This is a genomic window from Pseudoalteromonas sp. XMcav11-Q (assembly GCF_040104525.1).
GTDB lineage: Bacteria > Pseudomonadota > Gammaproteobacteria > Enterobacterales > Alteromonadaceae > Pseudoalteromonas.
This window is the reverse complement of sequence record NZ_JBECOX010000010.1, coordinates 1-16,889: the sequence shown is the minus strand read 5'-3', so window position 1 is coordinate 16,889 and position 16,889 is coordinate 1. Positions and strand designations below refer to the sequence as shown.

Annotated in this window: 18 protein-coding genes and 1 pseudogene; 1 reads left to right on the top strand and 18 read right to left on the bottom strand. The window is 41.0% G+C overall.

What is annotated here, in order from left to right; all coding sequences use genetic code 11:
* Positions 1-92 precede the first annotated feature (92 nt).
* A complete protein-coding gene (locus tag ABMY45_RS15985) occupies positions 93-557 on the top strand; it encodes an Lrp/AsnC family transcriptional regulator (protein WP_125254462.1) in 465 nt (154 codons plus the stop codon).
* Positions 558-1,007: 450 nt separating this feature from the next.
* Here ABMY45_RS15985 and ABMY45_RS15980 read toward each other — a convergent pair whose 3' ends face one another.
* The 18 genes and pseudogenes from ABMY45_RS15980 to ABMY45_RS15895 all read right to left on the bottom strand — a co-directional run.
* Entirely contained in the window at positions 1,008-1,481 is a 474-nt protein-coding gene (locus tag ABMY45_RS15980; protein WP_349289154.1) for an SMI1/KNR4 family protein, read from the bottom strand.
* A gap of 2 nt (positions 1,482-1,483) precedes the next feature.
* Positions 1,484-2,272 carry an HNH endonuclease gene (locus ABMY45_RS15975; protein ID WP_349289153.1) on the bottom strand — a complete coding sequence of 263 codons (789 nt, stop codon included), beginning with the start codon at positions 2,270-2,272 and terminating at the stop codon, positions 1,484-1,486.
* A gap of 409 nt (positions 2,273-2,681) precedes the next feature.
* Positions 2,682-3,200: a group-specific protein gene (locus ABMY45_RS15970; RefSeq protein ID WP_206471176.1), complete on the bottom strand. Its 519-nt coding sequence runs from the start codon at positions 3,198-3,200 to the stop codon at positions 2,682-2,684.
* A 96-nt stretch (positions 3,201-3,296) separates the two neighbouring features.
* Complete coding sequence (locus ABMY45_RS15965) at positions 3,297-3,695, bottom strand: immunity 22 family protein (RefSeq protein ID WP_206471177.1); 399 nt, start codon at positions 3,693-3,695, stop codon at positions 3,297-3,299.
* A 175-nt stretch (positions 3,696-3,870) separates the two neighbouring features.
* A pseudogene (locus ABMY45_RS15960) lies at positions 3,871-4,075 on the bottom strand (ISAs1 family transposase); the annotation flags it as partial.
* Positions 4,076-4,123: 48 nt separating this feature from the next.
* Entirely contained in the window at positions 4,124-4,591 is a 468-nt protein-coding gene (locus tag ABMY45_RS15955) for an SMI1/KNR4 family protein (RefSeq protein ID WP_349289152.1), read from the bottom strand.
* 9 nt (positions 4,592-4,600) lie between these two features.
* Positions 4,601-5,308 carry an HNH endonuclease gene (locus ABMY45_RS15950; RefSeq protein WP_349289151.1) on the bottom strand — a complete coding sequence of 236 codons (708 nt, stop codon included), beginning with the start codon at positions 5,306-5,308 and terminating at the stop codon, positions 4,601-4,603.
* Positions 5,309-5,744: 436 nt separating this feature from the next.
* Positions 5,745-6,599 carry an immunity 49 family protein gene (locus ABMY45_RS15945; protein ID WP_211865392.1) on the bottom strand — a complete coding sequence of 285 codons (855 nt, stop codon included), beginning with the start codon at positions 6,597-6,599 and terminating at the stop codon, positions 5,745-5,747.
* Between the two features lie 10 nt (positions 6,600-6,609).
* A complete protein-coding gene (locus ABMY45_RS15940) occupies positions 6,610-8,823 on the bottom strand; it encodes a hypothetical protein (RefSeq protein WP_349289150.1) in 2,214 nt (737 codons plus the stop codon).
* 68 nt (positions 8,824-8,891) lie between these two features.
* The gene (locus tag ABMY45_RS15935) at positions 8,892-9,353 is read right to left on the bottom strand and encodes an SMI1/KNR4 family protein (RefSeq protein WP_102058210.1); all 462 of its coding nucleotides are present in this window, start codon (positions 9,351-9,353) and stop codon (positions 8,892-8,894) included.
* A 9-nt stretch (positions 9,354-9,362) separates the two neighbouring features.
* A complete protein-coding gene (locus ABMY45_RS15930) occupies positions 9,363-10,157 on the bottom strand; it encodes an HNH endonuclease (RefSeq protein WP_349289210.1) in 795 nt (264 codons plus the stop codon).
* Between the two features lie 1,238 nt (positions 10,158-11,395).
* Complete coding sequence (locus ABMY45_RS15925) at positions 11,396-11,815, bottom strand: hypothetical protein (RefSeq protein ID WP_039491886.1); 420 nt, start codon at positions 11,813-11,815, stop codon at positions 11,396-11,398.
* Positions 11,812-12,237, bottom strand: coding sequence for a hypothetical protein (locus ABMY45_RS15920; protein ID WP_349289149.1), 426 nt, complete (start codon positions 12,235-12,237; stop codon positions 11,812-11,814). The genes ABMY45_RS15925 and ABMY45_RS15920 overlap by 4 nt, the downstream gene beginning before the upstream one ends.
* 9 nt (positions 12,238-12,246) lie before the next feature.
* Positions 12,247-12,900 carry a GH-E family nuclease gene (locus ABMY45_RS15915; RefSeq protein WP_349289209.1) on the bottom strand — a complete coding sequence of 218 codons (654 nt, stop codon included), beginning with the start codon at positions 12,898-12,900 and terminating at the stop codon, positions 12,247-12,249.
* Between the two features lie 448 nt (positions 12,901-13,348).
* Complete coding sequence (locus ABMY45_RS15910; protein ID WP_286124432.1) at positions 13,349-14,029, bottom strand: GAD-like domain-containing protein; 681 nt, start codon at positions 14,027-14,029, stop codon at positions 13,349-13,351.
* A gap of 7 nt (positions 14,030-14,036) precedes the next feature.
* On the bottom strand, positions 14,037-15,479 hold the full coding sequence (locus tag ABMY45_RS15905) for a polymorphic toxin type 15 domain-containing protein (protein WP_349289148.1): 1,443 nt from the start codon (positions 15,477-15,479) through the stop codon (positions 14,037-14,039).
* 275 nt (positions 15,480-15,754) lie between these two features.
* A complete protein-coding gene (locus tag ABMY45_RS15900; RefSeq protein WP_039491845.1) occupies positions 15,755-16,213 on the bottom strand; it encodes an SMI1/KNR4 family protein in 459 nt (152 codons plus the stop codon).
* A gap of 2 nt (positions 16,214-16,215) precedes the next feature.
* Positions 16,216-16,889, bottom strand: a 674-nt coding sequence (locus ABMY45_RS15895; RefSeq protein ID WP_349289147.1) for an HNH/ENDO VII family nuclease, incomplete at its 5' end; no start/stop codon positions are given.

Here is a 16,889-nt window from a genome sequence, read left to right as displayed (position 1 = left end):
AAAACTGAAATTACCTTGCTAAATTAACTTGAAGGCTGCCAAATAAGGAAATACTCTTTCATATATAACCCACTTAAAGAAAGAGTCTCCCTATGAGTAAGCTAACCAAGATAGACAATGATATTTTGTGGCATATGCAAAGAGATGGTCGCTTGACGAATGCGAAGTTAGCCAACGAACTGGCGATGAGTGAGTCCCCCTGTTGGCGAAGGTTAAAGCGTTTAGAGGAGGAAGGATATATCGAAAGTTACCAAGCCAATTTAGACAGACGTAAGCTAGGGTTTGGTGTATTGGCCTTCGTACAGCTCACTTGTACAGAGCATGACAGTCAAACAACCACCACTTTTGAAGCAGTTATCCAAAATTGCGATCAGGTACTTTCTTGCCACAATACAACAGGTGACGCTGATTTCCTATTACAAGTTGTTGCAAAAGATTTGGATGACTATAGCCAGTTCATCGATAATACCTTACGTAAATTACCAGGGGTTTCGTCTATTCGTTCAAGCTTATCACTGCGAGAATTAAAAGCTTCCTCTAGGCTTCCGATTGGCTAAAAATTGCTATATCCAAAAAAGTTTGGTTTGAGCGTCCGCTATCACAATTAGATTTGAGATATTAAGAGCTATAGAGCGGCAGTTGTTGGCACATATGCGACTGTCAGATTTGATTGAGTTTTATTATTCGAATCTGACAGATCAAATTGATTAGTACGCTCATCATCATCTCACTTAGGATAAACCAAACCTTCGGGAATTGGCCAATCGACGTTTATTGTTTCATAGTGCGTCATTTTTAAAACGAAAGCAGCAAAAGAAATTTGGTGAGGAGTGTAGGCTAGGAAGATGATTGAACCTAGCCTTGCAACATCTATGTATTTAAAGGACTTAAAAAAGTGCTATTGGTTATGGGGTAATTGGTTAGATAGCGCAACGATATCGGCCATAACACGCTTCTCTCCAAGGTCTGCTAAGAAAGCCATATCCCGTGGCTTTTACTTTGCTAGGTCAAAGTTTGTCTTCATTTTTTTCTAGGATAGCTAAGAACTCATGGAAAGTTGAGCTAATATGCCTTATTGCTTTATTTCCATCTTCAAGTTGCGAAGAGATAATAAATATAACTTCAGGCTCAGTTATTTTATGACGAAAGTCAAAAGCGATTAGGTTTGAATCAAAAGTTATAGCAAAAGGTACTATTTTATCTGATAGAAACTCATCTATTTCTTCTCTTTGATCTGAAATACTATAAATTTCGAAATCATCATTTACTAAATTTTGGCAGTGAAGAAAGTGTGCGATTGAACAATGTCCTTTTCCTACTTCAAAAGATGAATAAACAGGCTTATCTCCAAAGTATAATTCCATGAAGTTCAAAAACTCTACCGGAAATTTAATCTGAAGTTCTAACTCAAGCTCCTTTAGGTAACTTGGATTATAAGTCGGCTTATTTTCTTTCCACAAATATGGTTCACATTTAAACATAATTAATATCCTCCTCCCCAAATAGACATACCACCTGTATGTCTAAAGGTATCATGTGTAGTTCTGTCAATAAGCTGCATTCTGCCAGTGTCTTGATGATGATGCCATGTCAAACCATCTGCAGGATCTTTTGATGGTGGCTTTTTCATTATATGTGCTACTTGCTCATCATTTAAACCTAGAGTCTTGGCTAGACTTGGGTTTTTCTCTAATTGTATAGCAAGATTTTTATTTGCTTCTTTAAAGTGTTCTGTGGCTTTGCCAGAGCCTATATGATGATCCGATATGTGAGTATCAAATTTACTCTCAAATATGGGGAAACCATTCGAATCATATTGTAATTTCTTTCCTTTTCGGTGTAAGTACCCATTTTCATCCAAGTTATTTTTATTTCTAATTGTAATTGCGTCAGAGGGTTGTCCACCAATAGGGATAACCTTGCCATCAGAAGTGAATTTAGGCTTTCTAGCTAAATCATTTATTTTATTTACACTATCGGGATCTATAATTGTGTTTCTGTTGACAACATTAGCCCCCGGCAGCTCATTCCCTTTTGGTGGTTCCAACTCATCGGCTTTGGCTTTGGTGGGCTTGTCGGTGACGCCTCGAATTGGTGATTGGCCTTGATATTCATCCAGTGCTTTATTAACTCGCTGTCCGATTTCTTGGGCGGCTTGTTGCATATGCTGGTCGATTTTGGGGGTGACGTCGTCTAGGCGCTTTACCGTGGCTTGCATGCCTTCGATGGCGGCGTCTGGAAGCAGTAGGTCGTAGTGCCAACTGCTAGACATTTCATCGAGTGAATCGCGCAGGCCTTTGACGATGTTTTTAACTTCCGTGGCGGATTGTTTTCCTAGGTCTTGCCAGTTGATGCCTCTTAGGTATTTAACTGGGTCGCCTTTGCCGAGCTTGCGTAAAACGGCAAGCGCAGCGGAGAGTGATTCTCCGGTATTTTTTAAGATAACCTTGTCTATGGTTTTGACATGTCTTGGGCCTCTATTGGTGGCTTTGAATAACCCCTACAGCCTCTGATTTTGAAGGTAGTGAAACGATGTTAGTATTTTCAATTAACTCGGACACGCGAAGCGCTAAGAAGTTATGAGTTGAGCTGGTGATCCTGACTATTTAATAAAAGCTTTTATCTTAGATGTGTTGTACTAATATTCTCCGAAAATCAGCGAACACAGCTTTCGAATAATATCATTGCTTTCTAGCTCGTTCATTTAGAACTTTAAGTAAGTCAGAATCGCCTTTTACCCAGAACTTGTCATCATCAGGAAAAATATTCTCTGGGTACTCATTTGCAAAATCTATAAATTCACCGTTCCAATGTTGTGGTATGTACTTTTCCATTTGCACGCCCTCATGATAAAATGCGGCTACACTTTTAGCATCAAAGTCGATAAACATGATAGGGAATAAATCAGCAACATCCCACCAAGATCTAGCTGATGGGAACCTAGATGCCAGTCTCTTACTTAGTTCGCTGCAACTTATTTCATTACCTTGAATTTTATCCAGAAAAGTTTCTACATTATTTTCATCTAAAGTATGGAGGCCAAACCTATCAGAGTCGTCAAGCTCTGGAACTTGAGATCCATTTTCTATAAAAGCGTCTCTTAGTTTTACCAAATCTAATATCCATAACTCTCGTTCACCCTTAAACCAGCGAATTTTACTTTGATAGCGTATAACTACTATTACTACTTCGTTAATCATGACTAATAAAAATATTTTTAATGATAAGTTAACTTACTTAGAAAATACTCACGTTATTTTTAATAAATAGATATGGATTCACATCCACTTGAGATTCTAATCATCTTCCTCATAAGCAAATGAACCGATAAAAACAGGGTCACTTTGAACAGAGCGTGTTATTTTTTTAGGGTCATAATCAAAATCAAACTGACAAATAAGCCACCTTGCTTTGGTAATACCGATTGACTTAGCAGAGTCTATGGCACTTTTTTCAAAGGAACTTGCATAAGATATTTCTGTAAAAAGTTCTGCAATATCGACAATTCCTGATTCTATATACTCAGATTCTTGATTTGCTAAGTCATAATAACCAACGCCACACAGATCTTGTAGAACATCAACTTCTATAGATTCATCCGCAGCTTCAACTCCAAGCCATATAGAAACGACACCTTCTTTTTCAAACCCTTGAGTATAATAGTCGTCTTCTTCTAGGCATTCCTCTTTGGTCATTTTAGTGCGCCTTATTTATGAAATCCCTTGGGCAATGAAATATAACCACCTTCAACCCACTTTCTGATATTGTTTTTAAGGATCTAGACTTTCAGATCTTTTTATTATTTTTTGCAATTGATTGTAGATCTTTTCGAGTTTGGAGCTCTCGATCCCAGGGTGAGAGCATACAGTGTTAACTACCATTAACACTGAAGGTCAGCTCAGCCTCAAGTTCATCGTCAATTGAGGTTCGTACATATTTGCGACGTATCGAATCTTCACGACCAGTGTGTTTTACAAAGTTATAAACAACCGGTCTGAACAGTGCGGTTTTCCGCCGAAATTGGTTCACTTTTCTGACAAGCACCTTTCTTAATTACGACATCTAATACCCAATGCTAATAAGGGGGACGCAGACTAACCGTTTATATTACCTATAATTCAGCCTAGCAGAGACGTTCAACAAAAGCTTCAAAACTATCCGAAACTAGTACAAAAACAGGACTTAATTCATCTGATTCATTATGATCCCAGAGTACAACTGACGGCTCAATAACGCTATCTTTGAAGTTTAAACATAAAAAGTCTCCACCAAAAACATGAGCAAAAGGAAGTAGCTCAGCACCCATTAAATCTTCATTGTCGGTTAGGCGCTCTTCAATCTGAGCGAGCACCACTTTTATTTCGTATTGCATAATATCGTCTGACAAATTTGAATCGTTTGTGATAAGAAGTGTTCGCTCAATCAACCGCTCCTCATTGTCTATGTCGTAAGTTAACCCTTCAAAAGCAACGCCATTGTTGTTGCGGAAAAACTCGATAAATGAATGTGGAAGTTTAACTCTGCAAAAGCTTTCCAATTCAAATATGCTTGAGTTATTTAACTCATAAGAGTCATTACGTTTAGTGATCATATATAACCTCTATTTTTTGCTGTATGCCCAATGGCCTTTCGACCTTCCACCTTGGTGGTTAATCATATTATGAGGACCAAAAGGAACCAACTCCATAACACCAGGAATCTCTGAGTGATGCCAAGTGTTACCATCTCTCATACCTACAGGCAACTTTTCATCGAGCCACTTAAATTGAATGTAATCTGATTTTTTCCATAGTCCTTCTGGCAATTCTAACTTTGCTTTAATTAAACCAGCTGACGCAACGTCAGGGTATTTTGTTCCAGATTTAAACGAAACATTAGGAACCAAGCCTTTATCAATAGCCTTTTGCTTGATTGCTCTTTTTTCTTTAATAGTAAGCTTATCGCCTTCTGGAAAATCTTTCCAAGACCAAGGTTTATTTGAATTAATTAAACTCGCATAATCGGAAGCTCGTATCTCTAGTTTTTCAGCTGCTAACAACTTGTTTTGACCACTGGGCAGCTCATTCCCTTTTGGTGGTTCCAACTCATCAGCTTTGGCTTTGGTGGGCTTGTCGGTAACGCCTCGAATTGGTGGTTGGCCTTGATATTCATCCAGTGCTTTATTAACTCGCTGTCCGATTTCTTGGGCGGCTTGTTGCATATGCTGGTCGATTTTGGGGGTGACGTCGTCTAGGCGTTTTACCGTGGCTTGCATGCCTTCGATGGCGGCGTCTGGGAGCAGTAGGTCGTAGTGCCAACTGGTAGACATGTCATCGAGTGAATCGCGCAGGCCTTTGACGATGTTTTTAACTTCCGTAGCGGATTGATTTCCTAGGTCTTGCCAGTTGATGTCTCTTAGGTATTTAACTGGGTCGCCTTTACCAACTTTTCTTTGGGTAAAAAGCCGCAGTACGGCAAGCGCAGCACAGAAGGATTCTCCGGTATTTTTTAAGATAACCTTGTCTATGGTTATGATATGTCTTGGGTCTTTATTTATGGCTTTGTCTTACCACTGCATACCATCTCAGTAGAGTAGTTAAAGATTAACAACCGTGGTTTCTCTAATTAAAAATGTACATGAAAGCAGCAGAAGAAATTTGGTGAGAAGTGTAGGCTAGGAAGGTGATTGAACCTAGCCTTGTAACGTCCATGTTGTTAAAGTGTGTGGTTTAGCAAATTAGACTTCTTTTTTTAATTTACCTTAATCATTTTGGTGGATTAGGGTTTACCAGCCACTGAAGAATATAGCCATTTTCTGTGGTCAAGTCATAGCCTTTAATGTCTTTTGCTAATGCAGCCATTGCGATTAGCGGGATGGATAGTGCGCCATCAATTTCAAATTTCTCTTCTTTGGTATCGTAGAATTCTTTATGAAGTAGCGTCGCTTTTTCAATCGCTTGGTTAAACTCCACACCACCATCATCGGTAAATATACCTAAAATGACAGAAACTACGGGCCAGTAGAGTCTACTAGCATAGTGATAAGCCTCATCGTATTTGTAATCGTCTGGATTACTGGTAATTAGTGCTTTTTCAATTGCCGAGGCTAAGTCTGCGTCAGGCGTAAAAATGGACTTGAGCAAATCAACTAGCGCGTAATCAAAAGGAGTGAATTGCTCAGCATAGTTAGCCGCTTTAAAAACTGAATCATCAACTTGAATTAGATAATCAATCGCATCTTGATTTCGCGTAATTATTGCGAGGTACATGGCGGTAGGCCAGTTAAATATATCGGCTTCTTCCGAGTCTAGTGCACCATTGAGCTCAATTAGTTGGTTATCATAGCAAAGTTTGAATGGCTTTCCAGGGTTATCATTGGATTGAAAAATTCCTAAGCTTAGTTCTTGTGCACGTACTAGATATTTCCACGCATTTTGGCTATTTGGATGCTCAAGAGCTTCAATAAAAAGCGTTTTTAAGTTCTTTTTATACAGCCTAGAAATGGCAGTGTGGGGTTTATTCTTGATCCCCTCAATAACCCTGTTATCTGACAATTTATTGTAAAGTTCTTGACTTCTTTTATAGGTGTCAGGTGCATAAGTGTAATGATTCTTAATCATTTTCTATCCTTCAAATATTTTTAATATCAAAAATGGTTGCATCAATAGCTCCTTTTACCTCTGTACCCGAGACTTTTTGCTGTACACCAATATATTCGATAGGGTTGTCAATAAAATCTTCCATTTCAATAGCGCTCTCATACTCATCAAGCATTTTACTCAATTCTTTAACCTGCTCGTTAAACTTAGCCTCATTTGGGTCACCATATTTCGGATCAGCTTTATATTCTATTAGTTTCTTTTCATAATTCTTAAAAATTGAATCCATATAGGCTCTTGAGCCTTGCTGAGCACGCTTTGTTCCGGCCATTCGACTCCCCCAAGTTGCGCTACCCCCTTTGGCTTCAATAACTAGGAGTCTACCGTCTTCGGTTTGATATAATTGGTCAAATTGTCCTTGCTTACCATCTGTGAGTAACTTTGATCTCAGTGGTGTTGCTCCTGGGTAATTTTGTTCTACGAAGATCCGGGCGGCTTCTTCACCCAGCTCTTCACTGGCTGCACGCATATCTTTATATGCTGCTTTAAGGTGCTCTGCATTACCAGACTTTAATGCGGCATCGCGTTTGGCGATGGCTTGATTTCTTTGTGCTTCTAGCGTCCTAAGCTTTTGTTTTGCCGCTGGAGTGAGTGACTTGTGGTCAACCTTCAAGCGTTGCAAGACTTTATTAGGTGTATCAATTCTATTCGAGGCGAAAACAATTTGGCCGTCAACATACTGCAATTGGTCACTGACCGTTTGGTTTCGTCTTGTTATATACGGTTTTCCATCTCGTAATGAAACCCGGTAATTATTCTTTACATGCTCAGGGGCATCACTTAAAAAGTCATCCAATAATATTTGAACATGCGTCCTAGGGTTAACTTTTAATGCAACTGAGACGGGTGCGATAGACTCAATTCTTTTAACGTCGTCAATGTCGGTTTCGACCTTTGGGATCCGGTCTAGTTGTACTTTTTCAGTTGTACCCGAGCGAGTGTAATTTAAGCGTTTTAACTTGGTGGCTTGAGTGAGCTTTTCCAATGCGCGGGTTGCTTTAACAAAGTAATTGGATTTAGCGATAGCAGAAACCACTGCACCACTACCAAAGGTGGCAAGGGCAAGCAGTATTTCAAACGACAAGCGACCTGCCATTCTGGTGCGTTCAACACTGGAATGAGCATTAAAGTAACGCGCTGGGAAGTCTGCCAGCAAAGTACGCGCTTCTTCATCTTCTGCAATAATAACTAATGTTTCAAACGCTTCAACGATGCCATTAATGGACTCTGAGGCAGTTGACATAATTTGCTGTAACTCTGCCCGCATAGCTTCCACATCGCCAGTTGCAAGGTGGCCCAAAATACGGAAAGTTGCTGCGCCAACATCATAAATTGCGCCAGCTGTGCCTTCTACTAAATCTGCAACTCCCGTTACAATGCTTTCTCCTTGCTGATAAAGTCCGTATAAGAAAGCACCGCTATAGATAAGTCCTTGCATCCCAAGATTTTCGTCATCAATCAGGCGCTCTTGAATGTCAGCTTGCTTGCGGATTTCTGCAACCATTTGGTCAAGGGCCGTGCGAAGCTCTTGGCGTAACGAAATAATCTTCTCTTCGTCCTCGCCGATGTAACTCACGGTATAATTTCCCGCAGGCACATCAATGATTTCTGCGGTACCACCACTAAGCTGGCCGGTGTATATTTTGCCGTTATCCATCACGACTTCGTAATCAATGTCTTCTACTGGTGTGCCATCGCTATAAAAATACGAAAGGTCAATGGTTTTATCAGCAAGTGATGCCGCGCCATCAGCGGTTAACGACAAGCGTTGATTTGCTGCTATCTGCGCTATTTGCGGTACACTCGGCATCGTGGCGCTTTGTTTACCACCAATATCTTGCTCCATGCTACCGTCAAACACGGTCATGGCTTTGCCTTTTAAGGTCAGTAACTTGTCTGCAAAGATGTTGACGTTACCACTTGAGTCAATGCTGATTTCACTGCCACCATTGGCAAGGGTGAGGTTGCCAGAGCCACTGCCTTTTACTGTGATATTGCCTTGGCTTTGAATGATTTGACTTCCAGCCGGGGCGGTGATGGTGAGATTGTTGTCTGCCTTGAGTTTGATATCACTTTGGATAACACTGCGATGACTGCGACCCGCCTTAAGGGTGATATTTTGTTCGGCGCTGACGTCAATTTGATTGGCGGTGACGTCTAGGTTGGTTGCTGCATCAATAATCACCGACTTTTTACTATTTAGATGGGAAGGGTTGTAAAGCTAACTACTAGCTTTACAACTCAGTTAGAAAATTAGGAAACGTTAAAGCCTGCTAAGAAGTCAGTAAATGATGGAGCAAGTATATCTACATTTTCATAATCGGGATCGGCACCTTCATCAACTTGCTTATCTTTCCACCATATGAATACTCCTCCTTTCTGCGCGCCATCTACACCAATGCAAATAACATTACCAACACCATCATTACCAATAGGCAGTAGCTCTTCAGGAATCCTATCGCAATAAATAGAGAACATAGTTAACAAATCAAAGCTAGTATCATTTTTACCAATTCCAAATAAAACATTAATGTCAAAGTCAAAAAGTAATTCACCGTCAGAATTTTGTTTAGTAAACTGATTTTTAGTAGGCTGACCACCATTAAACTTTAGAAGAAAATCAACATATTCTTTGGGGAACTGAAGTTCAAGCTCATGACAGAGCTCTTGAATCTCAAGTAAGCTTGTTTTTGGATAACTGTTTTCAAAGTTCATTCTAATTTCCTAAAATGAGTAAGTATTTCGACCGCCAGAGTGACCTACTGTTGAGTGTAAGTCACTTGGAATTAATTGCAGCTTTGTGGAGTTCTCTACATGATGCCAGGTATGTGTCGACGGTTGCTTCCAAGCTGGATCTATATTTTCCATCAATTGATTCGCGTTTCTCATGTCCAGCTGTGAACCTGATGTTCCTCTACCAGATGTAGGGTCTGGGTTTAATTTTTTTATATCAACCTCTACAAGATAACCTTTATACTTCATAATATAAGGTCTGAAATCCGCAAAACCTTTTTCGGTAAAGTTAACACCATCAGGATACTTTTCAGCAAGCTCTTTTAATTTTAACTCCCTGATTTTCCTTTTTCTTGGCTGCATTGCATCTAGCCTTTGTTTCAAGATCGTATTTTTATGTATATCTAAACTGTAGTTTTGTCCTGCAAATTCTGCGTTCCGAGGGGGCTTTCCATCAATAAGTTGTAATTTATTGTCTTTACGGTTAGTTAATTTGGGTTTTGTTTTATCAGTTTGAGTTGTTCCAGTCCCTGGCAACTCATTCCCTTTTGGTGGTTCCAATTCATCGGCTTTGGCTTTGGTGGGCTTATCGGTAACGCCTCGAATTGGTGATTGGCCTTGATATTCATCCAGTGCTTTATTAACTCGCTGTCCGATTTCTTGGGCGGCTTGTTGCATATGCTGGTCGATTTTTGGGGTGACGTCGTCTAGGCGCTTTACCGTGGCTTGCATGCCTTCGATGGCAGCGTCTGGGAGTAGTAGGTCGTAGTGCCAACTGCTAGACATTTCATCGAGTGAATCGCGCAGGCCTTTGACGATGTTTTTAACTTCCGTGGCGGATTGATTTCCTAGGTCTTGCCAGTTGATGTCTCTTAGGTATTTAACTGGGTCGCCTTTACCGAGCTTGCGTAAAACGGCAAGCGCAGCAGAGAGCGATTCTCCAGTATTTTTTAAGATAACCTTGCCCACGCCTTTGACTGCTGAGCCCACAACTGGCACTAAGCCAATACCTGTTAGGGTAAAGGCAAGCCAAGCGTCGGTGTCGTTGGCTTCATCATCGTCAGTCAGTAGCATGACATTGGCGGTGATATCTCGTAAATCCAAGACTTGGTCGATAATCGGTATCATGGAAATCAAGGTGCCTACCACGATTTGTGACGTAGAGGGGTTTTGATTAAAGTCGCCTTGTAGTGTGCCCCATAACCAATCACCTGCTTGGGTTGCAATGCCATTGGCTTCTATCAGTGGTGCGGTATTGCCGCTGCGTACCATTTCAGCCGCTCGCGCTGGGGTAATTTTTCCATACAGTGGATTTTTAGGGCGATTATCTTCTGGCAGGTAATCGCGTTTGTCCTCACCATATTGCACGGTATATTGACCAGGTGGTGCATTCTCAATTTTTGCTTTACCGCTGTCGTCTAAGGTACCAGTCAACTCTGTGCCGTTTGCAAATCGAATGGTATAAGGTGCGCCCATAATTGGGCTGCCATCTTGATAAGTATAAGACAACTCAATGGTACTGCTCATCATGGTGGCAATGCCATCGGCGGCAAGTGAGAGTCGAGCATTCTCAGAGAGCGCTTGAATTTGCGGTACACTCGGCATCGTGGCGCTTTGTTTACCACCAATATCTTGCTCCATGCTGCCGTCAAACACGGTCATGGCTTTGCCTTTTAAGGTCAGTAACTTGTCTGCAAAGATGTTGACGTTACCACTTGAGTCAATACTGATTTCACTGCCACCATTGGCAAGGGTGAGGTTGCCAGAGCCACTGCCTTTAATCGTGATATTGCCTTGGCTTTGAATGATTTGACTTCCCGCGGGAGCGGTGATGGTAAGATTGTTGTCTGCCTTGAGGTTGATATCGCTTTGGATAACACTGCGATGACTGCGAACCGCCTTAAGGGTGATATTTTGTGTGGAGCTTAAGCCAAGGCTCTTGAATTTTGTGGTAAATATATCGAACAAGATATTGCACGATGTATATGCTAACTGTCATGTGCTGTCCTTTGCGTAGAACTGGTTTATAACTTGATTTCGGACTTTAAAAAGTCGTAATAAAAAAGCCCATCCTCTCCATGGTCTTCAAAAATTTCTTTCCCGGCTAACATATAGGCCTTAAGTAAAGCATTTTTACTGCGCTCTTTATCACCTAACTGATAATGACACTGGCCAGCTCTAAAGTGAATAAATGGGTTGTCGAGTGCTTCAGGGTAGTTTAATGCATCCAGCATTGAATCTAGGGATTGTTGATATTCATCAAGCATATAATAACTATCCCCAATAGATACTTTAAGCCAAACGGCTTGCTCCCAATCTTCATCTGGATCAGCGAGTAAATCGAAGGCTTTTTTCCAGAGTGTCATTGCGCCTTGAAAATCTTCTTCATCAAAAAGGTCATTGCCTTGCTCGCAATACTCTTCTATCTGGTCATGTACGTTCATTGGTTATACTCTTTAAAGAAGGTTTTGTATTTCTTAGGTTGTTCTACAAAGCATCTACCCCGTGAAATAGAATTGGCTTTAGCAAACCATTCATATGCTTGTTTAAACTCTCCTTGCTCAAAGTATAATGTACCTTTTAAAAATAATGGCCCATCATCATAGTCATTTAAATAGTCTGAGTCTAAAAGCTCATTAATAATATTATGGGCTTTTTCGTGTAAGCTTAATTCTCGATACATTTTACAAATTCCGGTAACAAAACTGAGAGTGACATCCCAATCAAATTTCGGTTCAGGTAATAACCTCCATGCTTCCTCAGCTTTTTCTTGGGCGATGTCAACATTTTTGACTTCTAATGCCTTGTATGCAGAAATGTAGAGAGCATCAATTTTATCGCGCAAGTCTATGGGTAAATTTTCCATTATCTTTCCTTATTTTTTAGGAGGTAAATATCTATCGTTAAGCTTAGCACCAGCAGAGCGGTTAATTGCGTAATGGTCGAGAGTATAATTATCAGGATCTAACATCCATTTTCGCACTTCCTTTGATTTTGCGCCGTATTGTCGGCCCGTAGTATTCCACCACTTTACTGCATCTGTCGGGTCATGAGCCATGTCTGCCTGAGATAGAGGGTACCATCTACCATTACTTGCTTTAAATTGAGTACCTTCGAATGATTCTCTTATTTTACCTTGCGCTTTCATTCTTGCAATGACTTCTTTACCGGTGCGAGATGTTTTACTTGGTGTTTTTCCAAGGTATTTCAAGCGGTTCGATATCTTACGAGCTTTCTTAGTTTTTGTATTATTTGAACTATTGTTTTTAGCCCCCGGCAACTCATTCCCTTTTGGCGGCTCCAATTCATCAGCTTTGGCTTTGGTGGGCTTGTCGGTAACGCCTCGAATTGGTGGTTGGCCTTGATATTCATCCAGTGCTTTATTAACTCGCTGTCCGATTTCTTGGGCGGCTTGTTGCATATGCTGGTCGATTTTTGGGGTGACGTCGTCTAGGCGTTTTACCGTGGCTTGCATGCCTTCGATGGCGGCGTCTGGAAGCAGTAGGTCGTAGTGCCAACTGCTAGACATGTCATCAAGTGAATCGCGCAGGCCTTTGACGATGTTTTTTACTTCCGTGGCGGATTGTTTTCCTAGGTCTTGCCAGTTGATGTCTCTTAGGTATTTAACTGGGTCGCCTTTGTCGACTTTTCTTTGGGTAAAAAGCCGCAGTACAGCAAGCGCAGCGGAGAGGGATTCTCCGGTATTTTTTAAGATAACCTTGCCCACTACTGGCACTAAACCAATACTGATAAGTTAACTAGTGTTTGCCCTGAGAAGAGGAGCAACTTGGAACGGTGATTCTAGGACGGAGTTATTCTTTGTTAATCTATGAGCAAAGTGGAATCCGGCCCTAGCTAACTGGTAAGTTAATATTAAAAAACGTGTCTAATGAATCATCATGCGTAACCGGGGGTACGGTCATCTTGATGATTCATTAAGTGATGTGTGCCGTTACTAATCACATTTGCATACAGCGTTATTCGTGCTGCTTAATAGCGCCACGTACCATAGAAGCCATATCAATAATTTCCATATCACCCATATCGGCAATTAAATTCAAATGGGCAAAAATATCGCACTTTTCAATATTCTTGACTTTTTTCTCGCCACCCATAAATAAAAATGGCGCAAAGCCGTACACTTCATCGGCATTGAGTGGGCCATGTTTTTTTAATGTCGCAGGAAAAAGTGGTTTCCCTTGGTTATCTTTAATATCAAGTTGCTCAGGCTCTTGAAGCGCTATAAAATCTTTTGCAGTTTGGTTAGCCTTACCAGCTGCAATATCTTGCTCGCTTCCTTCGCTTGTTGTTATCCAGTTAAGGTGCGGGCTGATTTCTAGGGATTCACCTGTTTTTTCGCCGTAAATCTGAAGTTCACCCCAAGCATTGCGCGCTATAACATAATAAATATCACCTTGCTCAAACGGGGTATCTTCTAAAAATCGATCAAGGATGTCTTGATAATCCGCGGGGTTTGTCAACCAAAATAAACCATCGGCAAAACCGCTGAAGCCGAGTATTTGCCAGTATTCAAGTAGCTGATCAGGGAGCTTCCCTCGATACGCTTCTATATCAGCGGTAGTCGCGGGTACAATTGTTGTTGGTTGGCCAAATTCGCTTAAAAAAAAGGCTAAATCGTCATCATTAGTTTCTATCATGGGTTCTCTACTTTTTGTTTAACGGGCAGCGCTCAAGTTTAATGTTTAACTTAGCATCTGGGCCATATTCTTTAAATGCTTTTTCAACTTGCTCATCCATTAATTCAACGCGTGTTTTACTTCCTTTTTTACTTCCTATAGGCGCTTTAGCCCACTGCGGACCTATAGATTCATTAACTCTTTTATCACCCAGACGAGTAACATTATCATAACCGCCAGCGCCCATATCAGGGTCATGTAATGCATGTAAATTGTTCATAATTTCTGTTGTTCTTTGCGCGGCTAATTTTTTTGCTTCAGTACGTGATTTGTTTCTACCGTATGATTTCTTGAGAGATTTATATAGTTTGTATCTGAACTTATCTCTAAAACCATTTTGAGCAGTTCCAGTCCCCTTACGCTTCATATTTTTGTATCGATCGCGGTTTTCTCTGTATTCACCAATGGTTAAATCATTTAAGCCTGCTTCTTGATACTTAAGCTGCCTTGCGTAATTCTGTTCTAAAGCACGTAAGTCGCCCTTATGTTTTTTCCTTAAGTTATCACTTGGTTTAAAACAGGGGACCTTGTATGCTTTCATGCCTGCTTTGAGAGGGTGCAATCCCTTCCCCCCCGGCAACTCATTCCCTTTTGGCGGCTCCAATTCATCGGCTTTGGCTTTGGTGGGCTTGTCGGTAACGCCTCGAATTGGTGGTTGGCCTTGATATTCATCCAGTGCTTTATTAACTCGCTGTCCGATTTCTTGGGCGGCTTGTTGCATATGCTGGTCGATTTTGGGGGTGACGTCGTCTAGGCGTTTAACCGTGGCTTGCATGCCTTCGATGGCGGCGTCTGGGAGTAGTAGGTCGTAGTGCCAGCTGGTAGACATGTCATCGAGTGAATCGCGTAGGCCTTTGACGATGTTGTTAACTTCCGTGGCGGATTGTTTTCCTAGGTCTTGCCAGTTGATGTCTCTTAGGTATTTAACTGGGTCGCCTTTGCCGAGCTTGCGTAGTACGGCAAGCGCAGCAGAAAGGGATTCTCCGGTATTTTTTAAGATAACCTTGCCCACGCCTTTGACTGCTGAGCCCACAACTGGTACTAAACCAATACCCGTTAGGGTAAAAGCAAGCCAAGCGTCGGTGTCGTTGGCTTCATCATCGTCGGTCAGTAACATGACATTGGCAATGATATCTCGTAAATCCATGACTTGGTCGATAATCGGTATCATGGAAATCAAGGTGCCTACCACGATTTGTGACGTAGAGGGGTTTTGATTAAAGTCGCCTTGTAGTGTGCCCCATAACCAATCACCTGCTTGGGTTGCAATGCCATTGGCTTCTATCAGTGGTGCGGTATTGCCGCTGCGTACCATTTCAGCCGCTCGCGCTGGGGTGATTTGTCCATACAGTGGATTTTTAGGGCGATTATCTTCTGGTAGGTAATCGCGTTTGTCCTCACCATATTGCACGGTATATTGACCGGGCGGGGCATTCTCAATTTTCTATATAAATTCACTAGTGCTTGCTGGAGGTGGTAAACCAAAGGTATCTAATTTTTAAAAGAAGGAGCTTATATAACGCTCAAGGAAATGTAGATGCCGTGGGCTGTAAAAAAATTTGAGAGCTTACGTCATTTGCATATGAAGTAGCTCTCAAAATAAGTGTGCTATTTTACACTTAATTAGTACTTTAAGGCTAACTAAAGCCAGTGTCAGAATAGATATGCTAAACGCACAATAAAGTACTATTCGTCTTCTAATATGCCCAAAATAAAGTTATTAAACCCAACGTGATACTCTTGCTCTACAATTTTATCTAAATTGTTCCAAACTGTAATTACACACTCTCCATTACTGAGAGGTTTCGAGCAGTTGATACAGTAAAGAAACTCATTGTTCACGCTATGGAAAACTACAAGCTCTTTTGGGAGTTGGTCATTACTCCTCTTTTTAAGAGTAAACCAAACAAAATTCGGATATTCTGCATTTATAAAATTAGGTGTTTTAGTTAAACCTAAGATTTCAATCGGGCCTATCGCTATATTTCCCCAAGCTTTCAAGTAGTCTTTAAAACTTTCTGGGAGACGAAGGTTGAGCACTGACTCAGCTTCTTTTATTTCTAAGTCACTATGACTACCTTGATATTCAAATTCGTTTAGTGACTCTAATCTTTGCTTTAACTCATCATGTGTAAAGTTTTTCATAATTAAAATCCTTTGGCTCTATATTTCCAGTACTCCGAGCTCCACTTTATAAATATCTTCTCTGCCTCAGTTTTCTTGATATTACCAAACTGAGTGCTTGGCCATGTTGATTTCCTGCCGTTATGAGCCCTAAAGCTATAATTCTTCCTCTTAAGCCAAGCGCCATTTCTTTTTTCGTATTGAGGAATATGTAGTATTTTTGTCCGCTCTGAATGCAGTTTACCACCAACCTCTGCAATTGTACCAGGCTCCTTTTGAATCAAATGGTGGAGGTTTACCGGCTCACCGTCGAAACCAATAGGAGGTCGTCCTTTCATCATTCGTTCAAGGTTCGTCAAACCATTAAGGTCTTTCTTGTTGATATCGAATAAGTCATTACGCTGGTGTACAAGCCGCCCATCGAACATCGTTTTATGTTTCCACTGGCGAGTATTTAACCTTGAAGATGTCCTATGCTTTTCAGCTGTTATTCTTATTGATGGACCATGATTGATTTTTTTTACATCACGGATACTGGTGTCTAGTTTTCTAATCCGGTCTGGTTGTACCTTTTCAGTTGTACCCGAGCGAGTGTAATTTAAGCGTTTTAACTTGGTGGCTTGAGTGAGCTTTTCCAATGCGCGGGTTGCTTTAACAAAGTAATTGGATTTAGCGATAGCAGAAACCACTGCACCAC